The sequence below is a fragment of the Rothia sp. P13129 genome, assembly GCF_048512865.1.
GTDB lineage: Bacteria > Actinomycetota > Actinomycetes > Actinomycetales > Micrococcaceae > Rothia.
The window spans coordinates 76,596-93,494 of record NZ_JBLXYA010000006.1 but is presented as its reverse complement, the minus strand read 5'-3'; the positions used below and the strand labels follow the sequence as shown (position 1 = coordinate 93,494).

The window sequence follows — 16,899 nt, the reverse complement described above, 5'->3', positions numbered from 1 at the left end:
CGTTTTAAAGAGTGTCCGCGTAAGAGACAAACTTTAAAACAGCTGAGAAGACACCACGAAAATTAGAATCTAACGGGTACGTTTCAAAAACCTAGAAGTGATTTACTTTTTGGGTGGGTAGAATAGATAATGCGCAGTATCTTCTTTCTCTGTGCTAGAAGATATACAAAAAGCTATCGAGCGAGTGAAAAACGTAGTCAGGGGTAAAATGTCACGAGATAATAAGCAACGTCGTCGCTCATGGGCAAACTTTTTTGGAACAGAAAAATATCAAAGCTCTCAGGACGCTAACGCTAAAGAAGATTCTGATGCTCCTGTTGCTGCACATGCCTTTTCGGGCAGAATGGTCGCACCTCTGGTCATTTTTGCTGTTATTCTCATCTCTTCTTATGCGCCGGTTTCAACATATATTCGCCAACAGGCAGAAATACACCAAGTTGAATCGCACATTGATGCCTTGCAACAAAATCACGATAGTTTACAAACTCAGCTGAGCTGGTGGCAAGATGAAAACTACGTCAAACAGCAAGCAAAGAGCCGTCTATACTACATGTCTGAAGGCGAAACACCCTATCTTGTGGTGGGAGTAGACCCAGCAGCGCATCGTGCAGACGATACATCAGCAGCAGCACAAAGTGCCCCTAAAGAATCTTGGACAAAAGGGTTATGGAGTTCTTTCGAACAATCAGCTTTTGCACACGATGCAACCCACCAAAAACCATCCGATAACACCTCGGAACCGGCAAATACAACACCTACCGATGAGATAGCCCCTGCTGATACTTCTCGTCCCGTAGTTGATCCGAGCGCCCCAACCACCCCGCCAGCTAGCTCTACTCCAGCACCCTAAAAATAGACTTTATTCACTAACTAAAACCAATATCACGAGGAACTTCATGATGACGAACACTACCAACCCACAAGGTTTCGGCGTGAGCGCAGAAACCCTAGAACCCACCGAACTAGATATCCACGTGTTATCTGAACAACTGGGACGAAAAGTACGTGATGTCGCAGAGATTCCCGCCCGCTGCCGTTGTGGCAACCCTCTCGTCGCTGCGACCGCACCGCGACTATCGAACGGTTCACCTTTCCCAACCGTCTTCTACCTAGCCCATCCTGCTATTACTGCAGCTGCCAGCCGTTTAGAAGCTGAAGGAAAAATGTACGAGATGACTGATCGTCTTGCTGAGGATACTGACTTGGCTCAGCAATATCAGCAAGCCCACGAAAACTATCTCAGTGAACGTGAACGTATCCGCCTCAAGACTCATACCGAAGAGGTCCCTGAAATTGACGGTATTTCTGCTGGCGGTATGCCCGTACGCGTAAAATGCCTCCACGCGGTACTTGGGCACACCCTCTCTGTCGGTCGTGGAATCAACCCTATGGGCGATGAAACACTTGATCTGATTGCACCATGGTGGACTCCTGAACAATGCGCGTGTGACCCACAATGGCGCCATAGCTTTGTGGCAACCAACGAAGAAACCACTCAATAGGAGAAAGAAGACCCTACCGTGCGTATTGGTGCTATTGATTGCGGAACAAACTCCCTACGACTACTCATTGCAGATGTTGAGACGCAGAACGGTGTGAGTACCCTTCACGATGTCGTACGTCTTATGCGAATTGTACGCCTCGGAGAAGGCGTTGACGCTACGGGCAAGTTCTCAGAAGAAGCCCTTGAAAGAACCTTTAACGTTGCCCGCGAATATGCACAAATTATTGCTGAGCACGGTGTTCAGTCTCTTCGCTTTGGCGCAACAAGTGCGACGAGAGACGCCACCAATAAAGATATTTTTATTCAGGGAATACAAGATATTTTAGGTGTGAGCCCAGAAGTTATTACTGGTGATGAAGAAGCCAAACTTTCTTTCTACGGTGCGCTTTCCTCTCTTGACCCCTATGAGGGGAAAACCCTTGTAATTGACTTGGGTGGAGGCTCAACAGAATTTGTTCTAGGCGATAATCAGTCACTGTTTGCTGCTCGTTCTGTCAACATTGGTTGTGTGCGTCTTACCGAGCGTCATCAGGTCAGTGCCCCTATGACTGAGGAACAGAAACAACGCATTATTGCTGACGTTGATGAAGCTCTTGAGGAAGCTCTTGCACATGTTCAACTGTCACAAGCACAACGAGTAGTTGGTGTGGCTGGTACCGTTACCACCATTGTTGCAGAACATTACGGTCTTGAAAGCTACGATCCTCGAAGAATCAACGGTGCAGAACTTAGCATCCAAGATATTGAGCAGGCATGCCATTCTCTGGCTCAAATGACCGCTGAAGAACGTGCCGGACGTGGGTTTATGCACCCCGGTCGTGTCGATGTGATTGGCACTGGAGCTGTGATTTGGGCGCATATTATTCGACGTTTAGAACAGCTCACAGGTGGGGCCGTCTATAGCGCTACTGCTAGTGAACACGATATTCTTGATGGGTTGGTACTCTCGCAGCGATAACACGTTCAGGTATTCAACACCGTTTGATCGTGATGTTTGTTGTTTTTCTTGAGATAACATTCTTTGGGGAGAGCCTATGCCTAACCACATAACGCCTGATTCTTGTTCTTCGATGCCTTCATCCTCGCACCGAATGAGAAAATATGCCTGTTTCACGGCAACACTATTACTGAGTATTTTTGCGCTCTCTTCGGCATCGGTGGCGCAACCTGTGGCTGCACCGACTCCTACACCAAAGTCATCAGCTTCACCTGCACCGCAACCACCGAGCGCCCCTCAAGTACCAAGCGTACCGTCAGAACCTCCAAGGGTGCTTCCCTCGATACCGACTATTGAGGTACCTGAAGGTGATGCTGTTCGCGCACGAGAATACTGGCTTAAAGATTATGGTTTTAGTTCCGTCTGGAAAGAAGCTACCGGACGCGGTATCACCGTTGCGGTGATTGATACTGGCGTAGACCAAAGCCACCAAGACCTTAGAGACAACGTTTTACCCGGTACAGACGTTTCCGGTGTTGGTTCTGCTCGAGGGTGGAAAGGTCTTGGAGTTGAGCCTGAACACGGAACAATGGTGGCCTCATTAATTGCGGGGCATGGGCACCGCGACCCCCAAACACCGTCCTTCTCAGGGGTCGGCGGTAAGCGTCCAGCTGGCATGATTGGAGTGGCGCCAGAAGCTAAAATTCTTCCAATATCTTTAGAAATTGGTACTGTCTCTGAAGGCGCTAAAAGTATTGATGAACAACTTCCTGAAGCCGTACGATACGCGGTAGATCACGGAGCCGATATTATTAATCTTTCTGTCGGCTCAGATAGCACAAACTGGCCAGAACAATGGGATAGCGCCTTCGCCTATGCCGAGGAAAAAGGTGTCATCATCGTAGCCTCTGCCGGTAACCGTGGTTCTGGTATTACGCAGGTAGGCGCTCCTGCAACGATGCCGGGGGTGCTGACCGTTGGGGGAGTGAACCAAAATAAACAAGATTCTTGGTCTTCATCTTCTCAGGGCATTTCGATTGCTGTTGTCGCCCCCAGCGAAAACCTTATGGGAGCTACTCCCGATAACAAATATGCGGTGTGGTCAGGCACTTCTGGGGCAGCACCTATTGTCTCGGGTTTGGCAGCTCTCATTAAAGAAAAATACCCAAACCTTACTGCTTCACAGATTATCCAGCGTATTATTTCTTCAGCTGATGATGTTGGAGAAACGGGGCGAGATGCCTTGTACGGGTATGGCATTATTAATCCAGCAAAAGCTCTGAGCTCTAAAACCTCTGATGACGTTCAAGAGAACCCTTTAGGGTCTATGAGCCAATGGATACAGGTCCATCGTAAAAGCCAGAGCCAGCCTGCTCCTAGCGCGAGTGTTCCGATACACCATGCTGATGAGAATGTTCCAGTGGCATCGGCACCGACACCTCGTCGTCCAGTTGAAGATTCTGGGATTCTGCCATTTATTGTGTTGGGCGGATTTTTTCTCTGGGTATTTATTATTACGAGATTTTCTATTCGTTCGCTAAGTCAGCTAGTCAGAACCCATCAGAAGAGGCGTAGACCACAAGGTCGATAAAATCAAGAATCAAGAAAAGCTAAATCCTTGAAGAAAAAAATGCCCTGTAGAGTAGGAAAACTTCGGCTTAAGTGGCAAGATAGCATATTGAGCAATTGTCCTCTCACCGCGCTGTTTTGCGCTCTAAAGGATGTTGTACTTTTAATAGTTAAACATGCGGTGCAGACACAGATACGAGTGCATAGACAGCTCCCGTATCTCAACCTAAGGAAGTAGCAAAATAAATATGGCATTCACCAAACTAGCTCAGGATCGTCCTCGAGTTCTCATCGTCGGCGGTGGCTACGTAGGATTCACCGTCGCCAAAAAAATTCAGAAGACCATTAAAGAAACTGGCGGTATCGTTACCGTTGTAGACCCTAACCCTTATATGACTTACCAGCCCTTCTTGCCAGAAGTTGCTGCAGGTTCTATGGAAGGTCGCAACGCTACCGTTCCTCTACGCCAGCACCTCAAGAACTGCGAAGTTGTTGGTGGCCGAGTCACCGCAATTAACCATGCAACTCGCACCGCAACAATCGAACCCATCGACGTTGGAGAATCTTTCGAGGTAACGTACGACGAAATCGTCATCGGTGCAGGTGCTGTTACTCGTGCATTCCCCATTCCTGGTCTTGCAGAAATTGCTATCGGTATGAAGACCGTAGAAGAAGCAGTTTCTGTCCGTAACTGGGTTCTTGAGCGTATCGAAGTTGCTTCCATGCTTGATGATGCAGATGAACGCCGTCGCGCCCTCACCTTCGTCATTGTTGGTGGCGGTTTCGCTGGTGTCGAGACCATCTCCGAACTTGAAGATATGGCTCGTGTAGCGGTAGAACGTAATGGTCGCCTTCGCGTATCTGACCTTCGCTTCGTTCTCGTTGAAGCTGCACCTCGTATCATGCCTGAGGTTCCTGCAGACCGTGCGGAGAAGGTTGTTGAAGAACTCCGTGGACGCGGTATTGAGGTTCTTCTCAACACCTCCTTGGCAGACGCTACTGACGGTCACCTCGCGTTGATTAACATGGGAGATAAGTCTCCTGCCGGTGAACTTGATACCGACACCCTCATTTGGACTGCTGGTGTTGCAGCATCCCCAATGCTCAAGAACACTGACCTTCCTTTGGATGAGCGTGGACGTGTACGTGTCGGCGCAGACCTACGTGTTACCGGCGACGACGGTGTGATTGAAGGTGCATGGGCAGCTGGCGATAACGCTGCTGTTCCTGACCTTTCTGGTGGCGGAGTCGGCGGTTTCTGCGTTCCTAACGCACAGCACGCTTCCCGTCAGGCTGTTAAGCTTGCACAGAACCTATTGGCTTCTCGTCGCGGTGAAGCACTCACCGACTACTACCATGAGACCATCGGCGTTGTTGCTGGACTCGGCTTGTGGAAGGGTGTTGCGAACTTCAAGGGTAAGACCATTGGTGGACCTCTTGCATGGTTGATGCACCGTGGATACCACGGTATGGCGATTCCTACCGCTGAGCGTACTGTACGTGTTATGAGCATTTGGGCGTTGAACCAAATCTTCGGTCGTGACACTTCTTCTATCCGCCATCAGCGTTCTCCACGTCGCGCATTCCAAAGTGCAACCGGAACTGCTCCTGAAAAGAGCAAGGCACGCCTGTAATAAAAAGTGCGTTCAACGCAATTTTATGGCTATAATAATGTCCTGTGCCTAGAGTTATCTAGGTGCAGGACAACACTATTCGTTCTATACGGTATAGTGGTAAGGTAGTTGTTTTCTAAAATCTAGCTGCCGATATTGCTCCTATAGCCCAATTGGCAGAGGCAGAGGACTTAAAATCCTTGTGTTCTGGGTTCGAGTCCCAGTAGGAGCACAGACAAAAGGTGACCCCATCAGTACATACTGATGGGGTCACTTTTTTATGCACGATAAGAATTCTGAGCTCCTATGCCACGATACTCAGCCTCTCTAAAAACTGTTAGAACCCTAGGAAATACTGTGCTTTTCACCAAAAGTCCCCACGAATATCACGGTTCTCCGATAGTCTGGTAGAGACAGAATTATAGAACTAAAGGAGATTGTTCTCGTGGCAGGCAACCCCCTCATCAATTCCATGCTAGATTCTCAAAAGAAGGATTCTCGCTTTGGACAATTCGGCGCTGGTGGCGCATATTCCAACGGTCAGAGCTCTTCCGCACCGTACGGATATACACCTACCTCACCTCGTGAGGAGACTCCTACCGCCGCTGACCTCAACGCAATGTACCAGTCCCCCAGTGCAACAAGCGCTCAAACGGGGCAGATGACCATGAACGACGTCATCGTCAAAGTTGCTATCAACTTTGTTATCCTACTGGTTGGCGCAGCCGCATCGGTGATGTTCCCCATACTCGTTGTAGCCGGTTTAGTCGGTTCCATTGTTCTAGGACTTGTTAACGGTTTCAAAAAAGAAGTTTCTCCCGTACTTGTGATGGCATACGCCCTAGCACAGGGTATGCTTCTTGGCGGTTTCTCCGCCATGGCAGAAACACGCTACCCCGGTATCGTTGGGCAGGCTGTTCTAGCAACCTTCATCGTCTTTGGTACGGTTTTGGTTCTCTTCCGCAACGGTAAATTGCGTGAATCACCTAAGATGACGAAATTCTTCACCATCGCAGCTATCTCATACGCAATTTTCTGTCTCGTCAACCTTGGCATGACCCTCTTCGGCGGAACAAACGTTCGCAGCATCGAAGTCATGGGCATTCCTCTCGGTCTCATTATTGGGCTCTTTGCTGTTGCTCTGTGCGTATACTCCCTCATTCTTGACTTCACCCACGTCAGCGAAGCTGTGCGATACGGTGCACCAGAACGTGAATCATGGCGCATGGCATTCGCCCTGACCTCATCTCTGGTATGGCTCTACATCGAGATTCTTCGTATCCTCATGTACGTTCGTGAAATGATGGAACGCTAAACGCCAATAAAGCATTAAACGTCAGGGCACACGATACCTATCGTGTGCCCTGACGTTTATATACAACCTTTTCTTACGTTTGTTTCGCCCCGAAAATAACGACTTGTCTAAAGATGTGAAAGAATAGTATGCATGAGCGAAACTACCCCCTCACCAGTACCGAAAAACCATGTTGAACAAAGTTCTTGGTACCACGGCGACGAACGATACATTCCATTTGCCCTACGCACTGCTGCCGCTTGGTCGTGGAGACTCATCATCGTCCTCTTCGCATTAGCTTGCCTCCATTGGGTTGCCGCAAAAATTAGTATCATTATTATTTCTATCGCCGTGGCAGTACTGCTCGCTGCGCTCATATCACCAGCGGTATTTTTCCTGCGCAAATACGGTCTTAGACGAGGATACGCAACAGCTATCGTCGAGTTAGGATTCATCGCGCTTGTTGTTGGACTACTCACCCTTGTCGGACAACAAATTACCTCTGGATTCTCTTCACTATCAGATGAGATTGTGCAGGGGTATCATACTGTTCTCGGGATGATTGATCAATCTCCTCTTACCCTAGACCTGAAAGAAATAGACTCACACTTTTCGGAGTTTACACAATTCGTCAAAAATAACTCTGACTCCATCCTCTCGGGAGTTGCCTCACTCGGTTCTACCGCTGCCGATATCGGAACTGGCACAGCCCTTGTCCTTTTCACCCTGATTTTCTTCCTTCTTGAAGGTGAAAGAATCTGGATTTTCTTGGTAGGGCTTTTCCCTGTAACCGCACGTGAAGCAGTAAACGGCGCCGGACGTCGTGGCTGGCGTTCTCTCGTAAGCTACGTCCACGTCCAAGTCTTTGTTGCCTTCGTGGACGCTCTTGGTATCGGTTTAGCAGCGTTCTTCCTCGGAGTCCCGCTAGCTATTCCACTGGGCGTACTCGTATTCCTTGGCTCTTTTATCCCTATTGTGGGTGCTCTCGTAACCGGCGCAATTGCAGTGCTTCTAGCGCTTGTTGCTAATGGATGGTTTAACGCTCTGATTATGTTGCTGATGGTTCTGCTCGTACAACAGATTGAATCACATATCCTTCAACCCCTAGTAATGGGCAAAGCCGTCTCCTTACATCCTCTCGCCGTCATTTTTGCGGTAGCTAGCGGAACTATCCTTTATGGGCCACTTGGTGCGTTGTTCTCTGTGCCTGTTCTTGCCGTGATGAATACCATCGTGCGTTATCTGGCCCGACGCGAGTGGGAAAAAGACCCAGAAATTCGTACTAAAGAGTTTCTCTACGACCATGAAATTGCTCGTAAAAAACGTAAAGCTGTGGCTGATAAAGTCAAAGAACGTCTTGAACGGCTTAAAGAACACGAACAAGAAGAATCAACACTATAACTGCACTACTCTTGAGATAGTTTTTGTTTCTTACAACTATTCTTCGGATATTCTCTAACGCATAAAGGAAACACCTGTGTCCACTGTTTCAACACAATTACCTGTTCAATATGCAGATATCGAACAAGCCGCTCATCTTCTCAAGCCGGTCATTGAACGCACACCGGTGGACCACTCCTTAGCACTATCAGAAATGATTGGCTCAGAAGTTTACTTTAAATGTGAGAACCTACAACGTTCTGGATCTTTTAAAGTACGCGGAGCATACGTCCGTATGGCAAAACTTACTGAAGACGAAAAATCACGTGGAGTAGTTGCCGCCTCAGCAGGTAATCACGCACAAGGCGTCGCTTTAGCTGCCCAACAATTAGGCATTAAAGCGCGCATCTATATGCCTTTAGGTGCAGCTCTTCCGAAAGTTGCTGCAACTAAAAGTCGTGGGGCACAGGTTATCTTGCACGGCGCAACTGTTGACGACGCCCTAGCAGAAGCAAAACGTTATGCCGAAGAAACTGGCGCCGTTTTTGTTCACCCCTTCGATAACCCTGATATTATCGCAGGTCAAGGAACTATCGGTATTGAAATCCTAGAACAAGTACCTGATGTTGAAACTATCATCGTCGGTGTTGGCGGGGGAGGGCTACTTGCTGGTCTATCTGTTGCTGTTCGAGAACTTGAACAAAAAACTGGTCGGAAGATTCGTATTATTGGTGTTCAAGCAGAACATGCTGCAGCATACCCACTCTCTTTAGCTGCTGACGCTTTAGTGCCCCTGAAAAAAGTATCTACCATCGCTGACGGTATTGCTGTCGGGCGACCTGGGCAGATGCCTTTCTCTATCATTAAAGAACTTGTTGATGACGTGCATACCGTCTCTGAAGATGATATTGCTCGGGCACTCATCTTTTTGATGGAACGTAATAAGCTAGTCGTAGAGCCGGCAGGGTCTGTTCCTGTTGCTGCTTTGATGGATGGAAAACTTCTCCAACAATACGGGAACCTTGGGACAACAGTATGTTTGCTCTCTGGCGGAAATATTGACCCAATGCTGATGCTCAAAGTAATTCAACGAGGACTTTCAGCTGCTGGACGGTACTTAACTATCAAGATGATGTTAAATGACCGCCCTGGCGAGCTAACAACTATCTCATCCATTATTTCTTCTTTAGATGCGAATGTGACCGGAGTAGACCACACACGTGTCGGCGGTGCCCTTTCTATGGGAGATGTTTCTATCACCATTGATATGGAAACGAAAGGAAATGAGCACATCCAGCAGGTGCTTGATGGCCTTACAAGTGCTGGCTATAAGCCAATCGTCGTATACTAAAACATTGATTAAACGTGTTGTAATATGCATGATGCCACCGCCTTTGACCCATTGCTAGGGTATGCGGTGGCATCACTGTTTTGAGCCGAGTAACGGCGTCAGTGGAGTTTCTTAGCCTTCAAAAGGAACGACAGAAATAATCTTCACATCAATTGTCTTACCGGTGGGCGCAACATATGAGGTTTCGTCACCAGCACGGCAACCCAAAATAGCAGAGCCCATCGGTGAATTTTCAGAAAAGACCTGAAGACCAGAATCACCGACCAAAGAATCTGCAACCTCACGTGAACCGAGCAGGAATTTAAAAGGTCTACCAGCAAGTTCGGCTTCTACCACCATTCCAGAGTCGACAACTCCGTCATTATGTGGTGCTTCGCCAATTTGAGCGTTCTCGAGCAACTGAGTTAGCTGAGCGATACGTGCTTCGTTTTTGCCTTGCTCTTCACGGGCAGCATGGTAGCCACCGTTTTCTTTGAGGTCACCCTCATCACGAGCAGCCGAAATACGATCAATAATTTCTTGACGGTAAGGGCCAGAGATATGTTCTAGTTCTTTTTTGAGGCGGTCGTATGCCTCTTGGGTGAGCCAAGCACCTTCATGAGCGCTCATATATCTTCCTTTCATAAAATCTTGAGCCTAAGGAGCTATCTGTCGGCTATCCTCAACCTCAAAATTAGAGTAGTTGTAGCGAACTTTACCCGTTCTAACATGCAAGTGCTAGTTTGTGGTGTGAATTCTAAACCTTATGACGAGGTTCGCATACTCCAACAGGTATCAACGGTCGCGGTGACAGCGGGGGAGAGAACCCGTATGTTAACAGTTTGAACATGCACTCGAGACGAGCTCTCACCAGCGGTATCGGCAGGAATGGTGACTTCTTTCCAACCAACTGGTGCACGTGAAGAGTTCAACGCTTTAACCGCGCAGACGGTTTTCACCTGAGGGTCCTTGAGCACTTCAAAAGTCAGTGATACTTCATCGGAACTGGTGAGCTGATGTGAAAGATCACGCGCTTGAGGAGATGTTGCTGAAGAGTCACTTTGCACCCACCAAGCGAAAAGCATCGAGATGATGGTAGCGCAACCAGCTAAAAGAACCCATACCCACGTCGGTATGTTCCTTTGAGCAGGCTTCCTGCCATAGCGTGAATCTAAGCTAGTTGTCACGACATCCTTCGTTCATATTCGTTAACCTAGATTGGGTTATCACCATCAGATATTCGCTAGAATAGAGTGTCCTCTTGCTCTTGCATCATCTGCTGACGTTCTAGATGTACTATTTTAGCTACTCTAACGAAAAAATATTGGAGTTCTTCGTGACCGACTCAAAACACCCTAACAGTATCCTCAAAGATATGGTGCCTTCACCCTTAGCAGAGGACTATGCAGGACTACGTATTTTAGCGGTACACGCACACCCCGATGACGAGTCTTCTAAAGGCTCTGCAACAATGGCAGCATATATACATCGTGGGGCACGAGTTATGGTAGCAACGATGACTGGCGGAGAACGCGGCGATATTCTCAACGAACAGGTGAATGAAAACCCTAAAGCCCACCGAGACCTCCCCGGTGTCCGACGTGAAGAAATGGCAGAAGCTGCCAATATTATTGGTATTGAGCATCGTTGGATAGGGTTTGTGGATTCTGGACTACCTGAAGGTGACCCGCTACCAGAACTTCCTTGGGGCTCTTTTGCAACACTGCCTCTAGAACAAGCAGCTGCACCGTTAATCCAACTCGTGAGAGAATACCGTCCACACATTATTCTGAGCTACGATGAACGAGGCGGATACCCTCACCCCGACCACATTATGACCCACCGAGTCGCAATGGAAGCTTACGAAAAATCCGGTGACGAAGAAGCATACCCGCAATTAGGGAAACCATGGGAAGTTCAAAAAATATACTATGACCGTGCTTTCAACCCAGAACGTATTAGAACCTTCCACCGATACCTCACGAGCACCAAAGGTGAAAGTCCTTTCACCCAGTGGGTGGCTCGTCTTGATGAGAGAGAAGAAGACGAAAAACGTCATCCTTCGCCGTACCCCTCCCACCAGACAACGACACGTATCTCGTGTTGGGAGTTTTTTGAAACCCACGACCGTGCACTTCTTGCGCACCGCTCACAGGTTCGCCCAACCGATGCATTCTTCGCGCTCACACCTGAACAGCAAAAAGAAATCTGGCCTTGGGAAGAATACGTATTAGCAAAAAGTAGAGTCCACTCAGAACTACCAGAATGGTGCTTTGCAGAAGGAATCGACTATAAGAGTTCCGAACCTAACGCGTAGAATAAGAGACAGCTCTTCTCGTGACAAGACTATCCTTAGAACAACAACGACCAAGAAAATCTGGTGTAACGCATGACGTATCTTTTTGCTGTTGTGGAGACAGCCCAACTTCTGGCAAACTCAACCACACAATATAATCAGGACGGCTCACCAACGGGTTCTCCAGGGTTCCTTGGATTTGTCGCAACTTTCACCGTAGGTGTCTTCATCATCTTGTTGATGTTGGATTTTACGCGCCGTGTACGTCGTATGAGGTACCGTAACCAATACGCTATGGAACAAGAATCACAACAACGTCAGCAACCCCAGACGGGCGATAACGATACTTCGTCTAAGCCCTCACCAACAGAAAAATAAATAAAGTGCGCGCTGTCTTCGCCAGAATATTCTTATGCGTAGAGGGAGAACACCACTGCGATATAGTGCAGAATAAAACCGATAACCGTGCACACATGGAATAACTCATGAAACCCAAAAATATGGGGAGCAAGATGAGGTCTTTTCGTCCCATAAAAAACAGCGCCAAGAATATAGAAAGCGCCACCAGCTGCAATAAGAATCGTTGCGATGACAGAAACCTTCCAAAAATCTTGAAGGTAAAACACCGCCATAAGACCCATCACCACATAAATAGGGGTATAAAGCCAGCGTGGAGCGTACGTCCATAACACCCTAAAAAGAACCACGCCTAAGGCACAGCCCCAAATACTCCATAAAAGAATCTGACGCTTTGGGCCGTTAAGGAGCGTAAACGCAAACGGGGTATATGTTCCGGCAATAACCAGCGCAATGTTAGCGTGGTCAAGACGTTTGAGAAGAAGACGCACCCGATCTTCCCAATACCCTCGGTGGTACATTCCAGAAACACCAAAAAGTATGACACCGGTCAACGAGAAAATAGCGCACGCAACTGCTAAAACACCACCGCCAGAGAGCACCACAAGAACAATCCCCGCAATAAAAACAATGGGAGAAAAACCGGCATGTATCCAGCCACGCAGCAGAGGTTTCTTCTCAAAAGGACGATGAGAAGTATCTGACGATAAAGAAGTTGAAGAAGATGAACGGTGTGTCACTGGTGAACGCCAATCCTAAAAATGTGGTTTCCTCCATTATCTCTGCGATACTCATTAAGGACAAGAGGCAATAAACATTGTGGAACGACTTCAGCACGGTACGATGAAAGAAGACGTTGTTTACTCAAACCAGAAGAAAATATGACATAAGGAGCTATAGGTGGAAGATTCCTCATCAACTCAAAGCCTTGAACAGCTTCAGATGTTTCAGAACATTCCGCCCCAGAAACTTCCACAACATGTGGGTGTCCTTGTCGACGGCAACAGAAGATGGGCAGCACAACAAGGCAAAAACACCAAATACGGGCATCAACGTGGAGCCCAACGCATTATCGACTTCCTCCAATGGTGCCAAGAACTCAACGTCCCCATGGTCACCCTCTACATGCTCTCCACTGAAAACCTCAAACGAGACCCCGAAGAATTACAAGACCTCCTCGACGTTATCGAAAACCTCCTTGAAGAGCTCACCCACAAACACCTTGCAAAAATACATGCGGTAGGAAGGCTCCACGCCTTACCAAAAACTCTGACACAGAGCATCAACAAAGCAACAGAAGCAACTCAAGACATCAACACACTACAAGTCAACATTGCCGTTGGATACGGTGGAAGACAAGAAATCGTCGATGCTGTCAAAGAACTTCTACAACAAGCGCAGCAGAGAGGAACCTCTCTCGAAGAACTAGTGCAACAACTAGAAACTTCAGATATCAGCGAACACCTCTACACCCGTGGACTACCCGACCCCGATCTTTTAATTAGAACCTCTGGAGAACAACGCATCTCAGGATTTCTCACATGGCAATCTGCCTACTCAGAGTTCTACTTCTGTGAAGCGCTCTGGCCAGACTTTACCCGAACAGACTTCGTTCACGCCCTAGCCGACTACGCCCTCAGACAACGACGTTTCGGCTCCTAAACACCATAGAAGAACCACCATGCTGAATATCATCGTTGAATACTTTCATCGTGGAACAGTGCTCAGTAACACGCAAGGAACCATACTAAGCCTAACCCTCATATACTTCATCTATCGAGCCATAGAACTGAGCATCATCGACATACGAGAACACCGACTACCTAACCGTATCGTTCTTCCGCTATACCTGACGATTATGCTACCGCTCATAGCGGTATACCTCCTTGAACACAACATCATCGGTGTTAAAAATACCCTCTACTCAGCTGTGTTCTTAACACTTTTCTACTACGTACTACGAGTATTCTCCCGCGGTGGACTGGGCCTAGGAGACGTCAAACTCTCCGGAATCCTTGGAGCGCTCACCGGTTTCATATCACCTATGACTCTATGCTGGGCAACCTTGCTCACCTTCACCTTAGGTGGCATATATAGTCTTATCATCCTCCTACAACGCACCAAAACACCACAACAACACATCGCCTTTGGCCCGTTTATGCTCCTTGGCACCACCCTTGCAATACTTTTCCCACCATCAAACACCCTTTTCTAAAACCCAAAGGAACTCTAAAACACTATGCCAACACCATCATTTATCACCAAACTACGTGAAAAAATTGGCAACGACATGCTCTGGCTCTCCGGCGCAACAGCCGTCATCCAACGACAAAGCGACCAAAAGATTCTGCTGGTTCAACGAAGTGACTCCGGAGCATGGACACCCATCACAGGAATCGTCGACCCCGGAGAAAACCCAGCCCTAACCATCCGCCGAGAAGCTCAAGAAGAAGCGAACGTCAGCATCGAAGTTATCGCCTTAGCACAGCTCAAAGCAGACCCTCCACACACCTTCAACAACGGTGACCAATGCCAATTCCTTGACCACACCTTCTACTGCCACTACATCAGTGGAAAAGAACGCGTCAACGACGAAGAAAGCACACAAGTTCGTTGGGTAAGCCTTGAAGAAGCCCAAGAACTCTGCTCCCCAAGGATGCTTGACAGAATAGACGCCGCCTTGCACTGGCAAGACGGCGTCCGATTCGGCTACGAACAAGCCTAAAACACTAAAGACCGTTCACAAACCTAAAGAATCTGCCTCCAAGCACTCATATTACGCAGATTCGAACGAGCCATAGCAACAGCCTCACCAGCACCACGATTAAGAGCAATCTTCGATAGCGAGGAGGCAAAACCAATAATTTGTTTCGCCTCAACTTCTGGAGGCATCGAAAGAGCATTAGGATCTGTCACAACATCCACCAACGACGGACCACGGTGCTCCAACGCCTGACGGTAAGCATCCTCAAGATCTTCTGGATTTGTCACACGTTGAGCCTGAAAACCCATCGCCTGAGCAATATCCGCATAATTAACCTCAGGAACGTCTACACCATAATCCTCAAAACCTTGAACCAACTGTTCAAGCTTGACCATCCCCAACGTCGAATTGTTAAACACCACCACGGTCATCGGCAGGTTATACATCTTGGCTGTGAGCAAGTCTCCAAGAAGCATCGACAAACCACCATCACCCGAGACAGAAATTACCTGACGTTCAGGATGAGAAATCTGGGCACCTAATGCCATCGGCATCGCATTAGCCATCGACCCATGCAAGAACGAACCTAAAAGACGACGTTTTGGACCTGGCGTAATATAACGAGCCGTCCACACATTACACATTCCCGTATCAGCCGTAAAAATAGCGTCCTCAGCAGCAACTTCATCCAGTACTGTAGCAGCATATTCGGGGTGAATGAGCGCAGAAGTATTAGGCTCCTTTGCGTAAGCATTGACAACTTTCTCCATAATCTTCTGATTCTTTTTCACAAGAGTCTCAAGAAAACTACGGTCTTCTTTTCTCGAAACCAACGGAAGAACACCGTTGAGAGTTGTCTCAATATCGCCTTCAACAAGCAACCCCACATTAGTACGTCGGCCCATCACCTCAGCACGACGATCAATCTGAATCGTCTCAGTATCAGGCAAGAACTGGTCATAAGGAAAATCCGTGCCCAAAAGCAACATCAGGTCAGCTTCCTTAAGACCCTCAGCTGCCTCACCATAACCTAACAGCCCAGTCATTCCCACATCGTACGGGTTATCGTATTGAATGAACTCTTTACCCCTCATCGTATGTCCGATAGGAGCACCGATTTTTTCGGCAAGTTCAATAACGCGCTCGCGTGCTTGAGCTACCCCAGCACCGGCAAAAATAGCGACTTTTTGTGCTTTATTGATGCGTTCTGCAATTTCTTTAAGCGTCTCAGAGGTTGGGGTTAAGGCCGCTCGACACAAAGTACCCCATTCGGGAACTGCTTCGACGGCATCTTCTGAAGCAATATCGCCGGGGATAGAGACGACGGCAACACCGTTCCGAGCAATTGCGTGACGCATAGCTGAATTGACAATGCGCAATGTTTGTTCGGGGGAGACAGCCATCTCGTTATAAACAGAGCACTCTTCAAAGATTCTTTCGGGATGGGTCTCTTGAAAATAACCGGTGCCGATTTGTCCCGAAGGAATATGCGAGGCAATAGCAAGAACTGGAGCTTGAGAACGATGCGCGTCGTATAACCCGTTGATGAGGTGAGTATTTCCCGGTCCGCAGGAACCTGCACAGACCGCTAGTTTGCCGGTGAGTTGTGCTTCAGCTCCAGCGGCGAAAGCTGCAACTTCTTCATGCCGGACGTGTATCCAGTCGATTCCTCCATTGTCTGAACCGCCGGATGCTCGTACTGCATCAACAATCGGGTTTAGAGAATCTCCTACTACGCCATAAATTCTTTTAACCCCAGCGTCGATGAGTTGCTGGACAATCTGTTCTGCTAACTTCATGGAAAACCCCTCAATCGTTATCAGTATTCTTACGGTTAACGATAGACCCGTTTCCTAAGAACATCTAGAGTCAAGAACTGAAAATCTCAGAATAAAAAAGACCCTCAACATTTAGA

General features: G+C 48.0%; 17 protein-coding genes and 1 tRNA gene. 14 read left to right on the top strand and 4 right to left on the bottom strand.

The window, feature by feature from the left end:
* The first annotated feature begins 208 nt into the window (after positions 1–208).
* From ACN081_RS05655 to ilvA, 9 genes are all read left to right on the top strand, one after another.
* The gene (locus ACN081_RS05655) at positions 209–850 is read left to right on the top strand and encodes an FtsB family cell division protein (protein ID WP_419107210.1); all 642 of its coding nucleotides are present in this window, start codon (positions 209–211) and stop codon (positions 848–850) included.
* A gap of 46 nt (positions 851–896) precedes the next feature.
* Positions 897–1,502: a DUF501 domain-containing protein gene (locus ACN081_RS05650; protein ID WP_419107209.1), complete on the top strand. Its 606-nt coding sequence runs from the start codon at positions 897–899 to the stop codon at positions 1,500–1,502.
* A gap of 18 nt (positions 1,503–1,520) precedes the next feature.
* Positions 1,521–2,462: an exopolyphosphatase gene (locus ACN081_RS05645; protein WP_419107208.1), complete on the top strand. Its 942-nt coding sequence runs from the start codon at positions 1,521–1,523 to the stop codon at positions 2,460–2,462.
* A gap of 76 nt (positions 2,463–2,538) precedes the next feature.
* Positions 2,539–4,032 carry a S8 family peptidase gene (locus ACN081_RS05640; protein WP_419107207.1) on the top strand — a complete coding sequence of 498 codons (1,494 nt, stop codon included), beginning with the start codon at positions 2,539–2,541 and terminating at the stop codon, positions 4,030–4,032.
* Positions 4,033–4,258: 226 nt separating this feature from the next.
* Positions 4,259–5,644 (top strand): NAD(P)/FAD-dependent oxidoreductase, encoded by a 1,386-nt coding sequence (locus ACN081_RS05635; RefSeq protein WP_419103377.1) that lies wholly within the window; start codon positions 4,259–4,261, stop codon positions 5,642–5,644.
* A 137-nt stretch (positions 5,645–5,781) separates the two neighbouring features.
* A tRNA-Leu gene (locus tag ACN081_RS05630) sits at positions 5,782–5,855 on the top strand.
* 213 nt (positions 5,856–6,068) lie between these two features.
* Positions 6,069–6,938: a Bax inhibitor-1/YccA family membrane protein gene (locus tag ACN081_RS05625; protein WP_419103376.1), complete on the top strand. Its 870-nt coding sequence runs from the start codon at positions 6,069–6,071 to the stop codon at positions 6,936–6,938.
* Positions 6,939–7,070: 132 nt separating this feature from the next.
* Complete coding sequence (locus ACN081_RS05620) at positions 7,071–8,318, top strand: AI-2E family transporter (protein WP_419103375.1); 1,248 nt, start codon at positions 7,071–7,073, stop codon at positions 8,316–8,318.
* 76 nt (positions 8,319–8,394) lie between these two features.
* Complete coding sequence (gene ilvA, locus ACN081_RS05615) at positions 8,395–9,648, top strand: threonine ammonia-lyase (RefSeq protein WP_419103374.1); 1,254 nt, start codon at positions 8,395–8,397, stop codon at positions 9,646–9,648.
* Between the two features lie 111 nt (positions 9,649–9,759).
* On the opposite strand, the gene greA is transcribed toward ilvA, so the two are convergent.
* Positions 9,760–10,257, bottom strand: a complete 498-nt coding sequence (greA, locus tag ACN081_RS05610; RefSeq protein WP_419103373.1) for a transcription elongation factor GreA — start codon at positions 10,255–10,257, stop codon at positions 9,760–9,762.
* Positions 10,258–10,391: 134 nt separating this feature from the next.
* Entirely contained in the window at positions 10,392–10,814 is a 423-nt protein-coding gene (locus ACN081_RS05605; RefSeq protein ID WP_419107206.1) for a DUF4307 domain-containing protein, read from the bottom strand.
* Positions 10,815–11,002: 188 nt separating this feature from the next.
* Between ACN081_RS05605 and mca the strand changes: the two genes are divergently transcribed.
* Together mca and ACN081_RS05595 are read left to right on the top strand one after the other, a co-directional pair.
* Positions 11,003–11,944, top strand: a complete 942-nt coding sequence (mca, locus tag ACN081_RS05600; protein WP_419107226.1) for a mycothiol conjugate amidase Mca — start codon at positions 11,003–11,005, stop codon at positions 11,942–11,944.
* A 72-nt stretch (positions 11,945–12,016) separates the two neighbouring features.
* The gene (locus ACN081_RS05595; protein ID WP_419103371.1) at positions 12,017–12,301 is read left to right on the top strand and encodes a hypothetical protein; all 285 of its coding nucleotides are present in this window, start codon (positions 12,017–12,019) and stop codon (positions 12,299–12,301) included.
* 32 nt (positions 12,302–12,333) lie between these two features.
* Here the strand turns inward: ACN081_RS05595 and trhA are convergent, their stop codons facing one another.
* Complete coding sequence (trhA, locus tag ACN081_RS05590) at positions 12,334–13,020, bottom strand: PAQR family membrane homeostasis protein TrhA (protein ID WP_419103370.1); 687 nt, start codon at positions 13,018–13,020, stop codon at positions 12,334–12,336.
* 160 nt (positions 13,021–13,180) lie between these two features.
* On the opposite strand from trhA, the gene uppS reads away from it, so the two are divergent.
* From uppS to ACN081_RS05575, 3 genes are read left to right on the top strand one after another with little or no spacing between them, the layout of a single operon-like run.
* Positions 13,181–13,942: a polyprenyl diphosphate synthase gene (gene uppS, locus ACN081_RS05585; RefSeq protein WP_419107205.1), complete on the top strand. Its 762-nt coding sequence runs from the start codon at positions 13,181–13,183 to the stop codon at positions 13,940–13,942.
* Positions 13,943–13,961: 19 nt separating this feature from the next.
* A complete protein-coding gene (locus ACN081_RS05580; RefSeq protein ID WP_419103368.1) occupies positions 13,962–14,495 on the top strand; it encodes a prepilin peptidase in 534 nt (177 codons plus the stop codon).
* Positions 14,496–14,519: 24 nt separating this feature from the next.
* Positions 14,520–15,005, top strand: coding sequence for an NUDIX hydrolase (locus ACN081_RS05575; protein WP_419103367.1), 486 nt, complete (start codon positions 14,520–14,522; stop codon positions 15,003–15,005).
* Between the two features lie 23 nt (positions 15,006–15,028).
* On the opposite strand, the gene ACN081_RS05570 is transcribed toward ACN081_RS05575, so the two are convergent.
* Entirely contained in the window at positions 15,029–16,783 is a 1,755-nt protein-coding gene (locus tag ACN081_RS05570; protein ID WP_419107204.1) for a pyruvate dehydrogenase, read from the bottom strand.
* Positions 16,784–16,899: the final 116 nt, after the last annotated feature.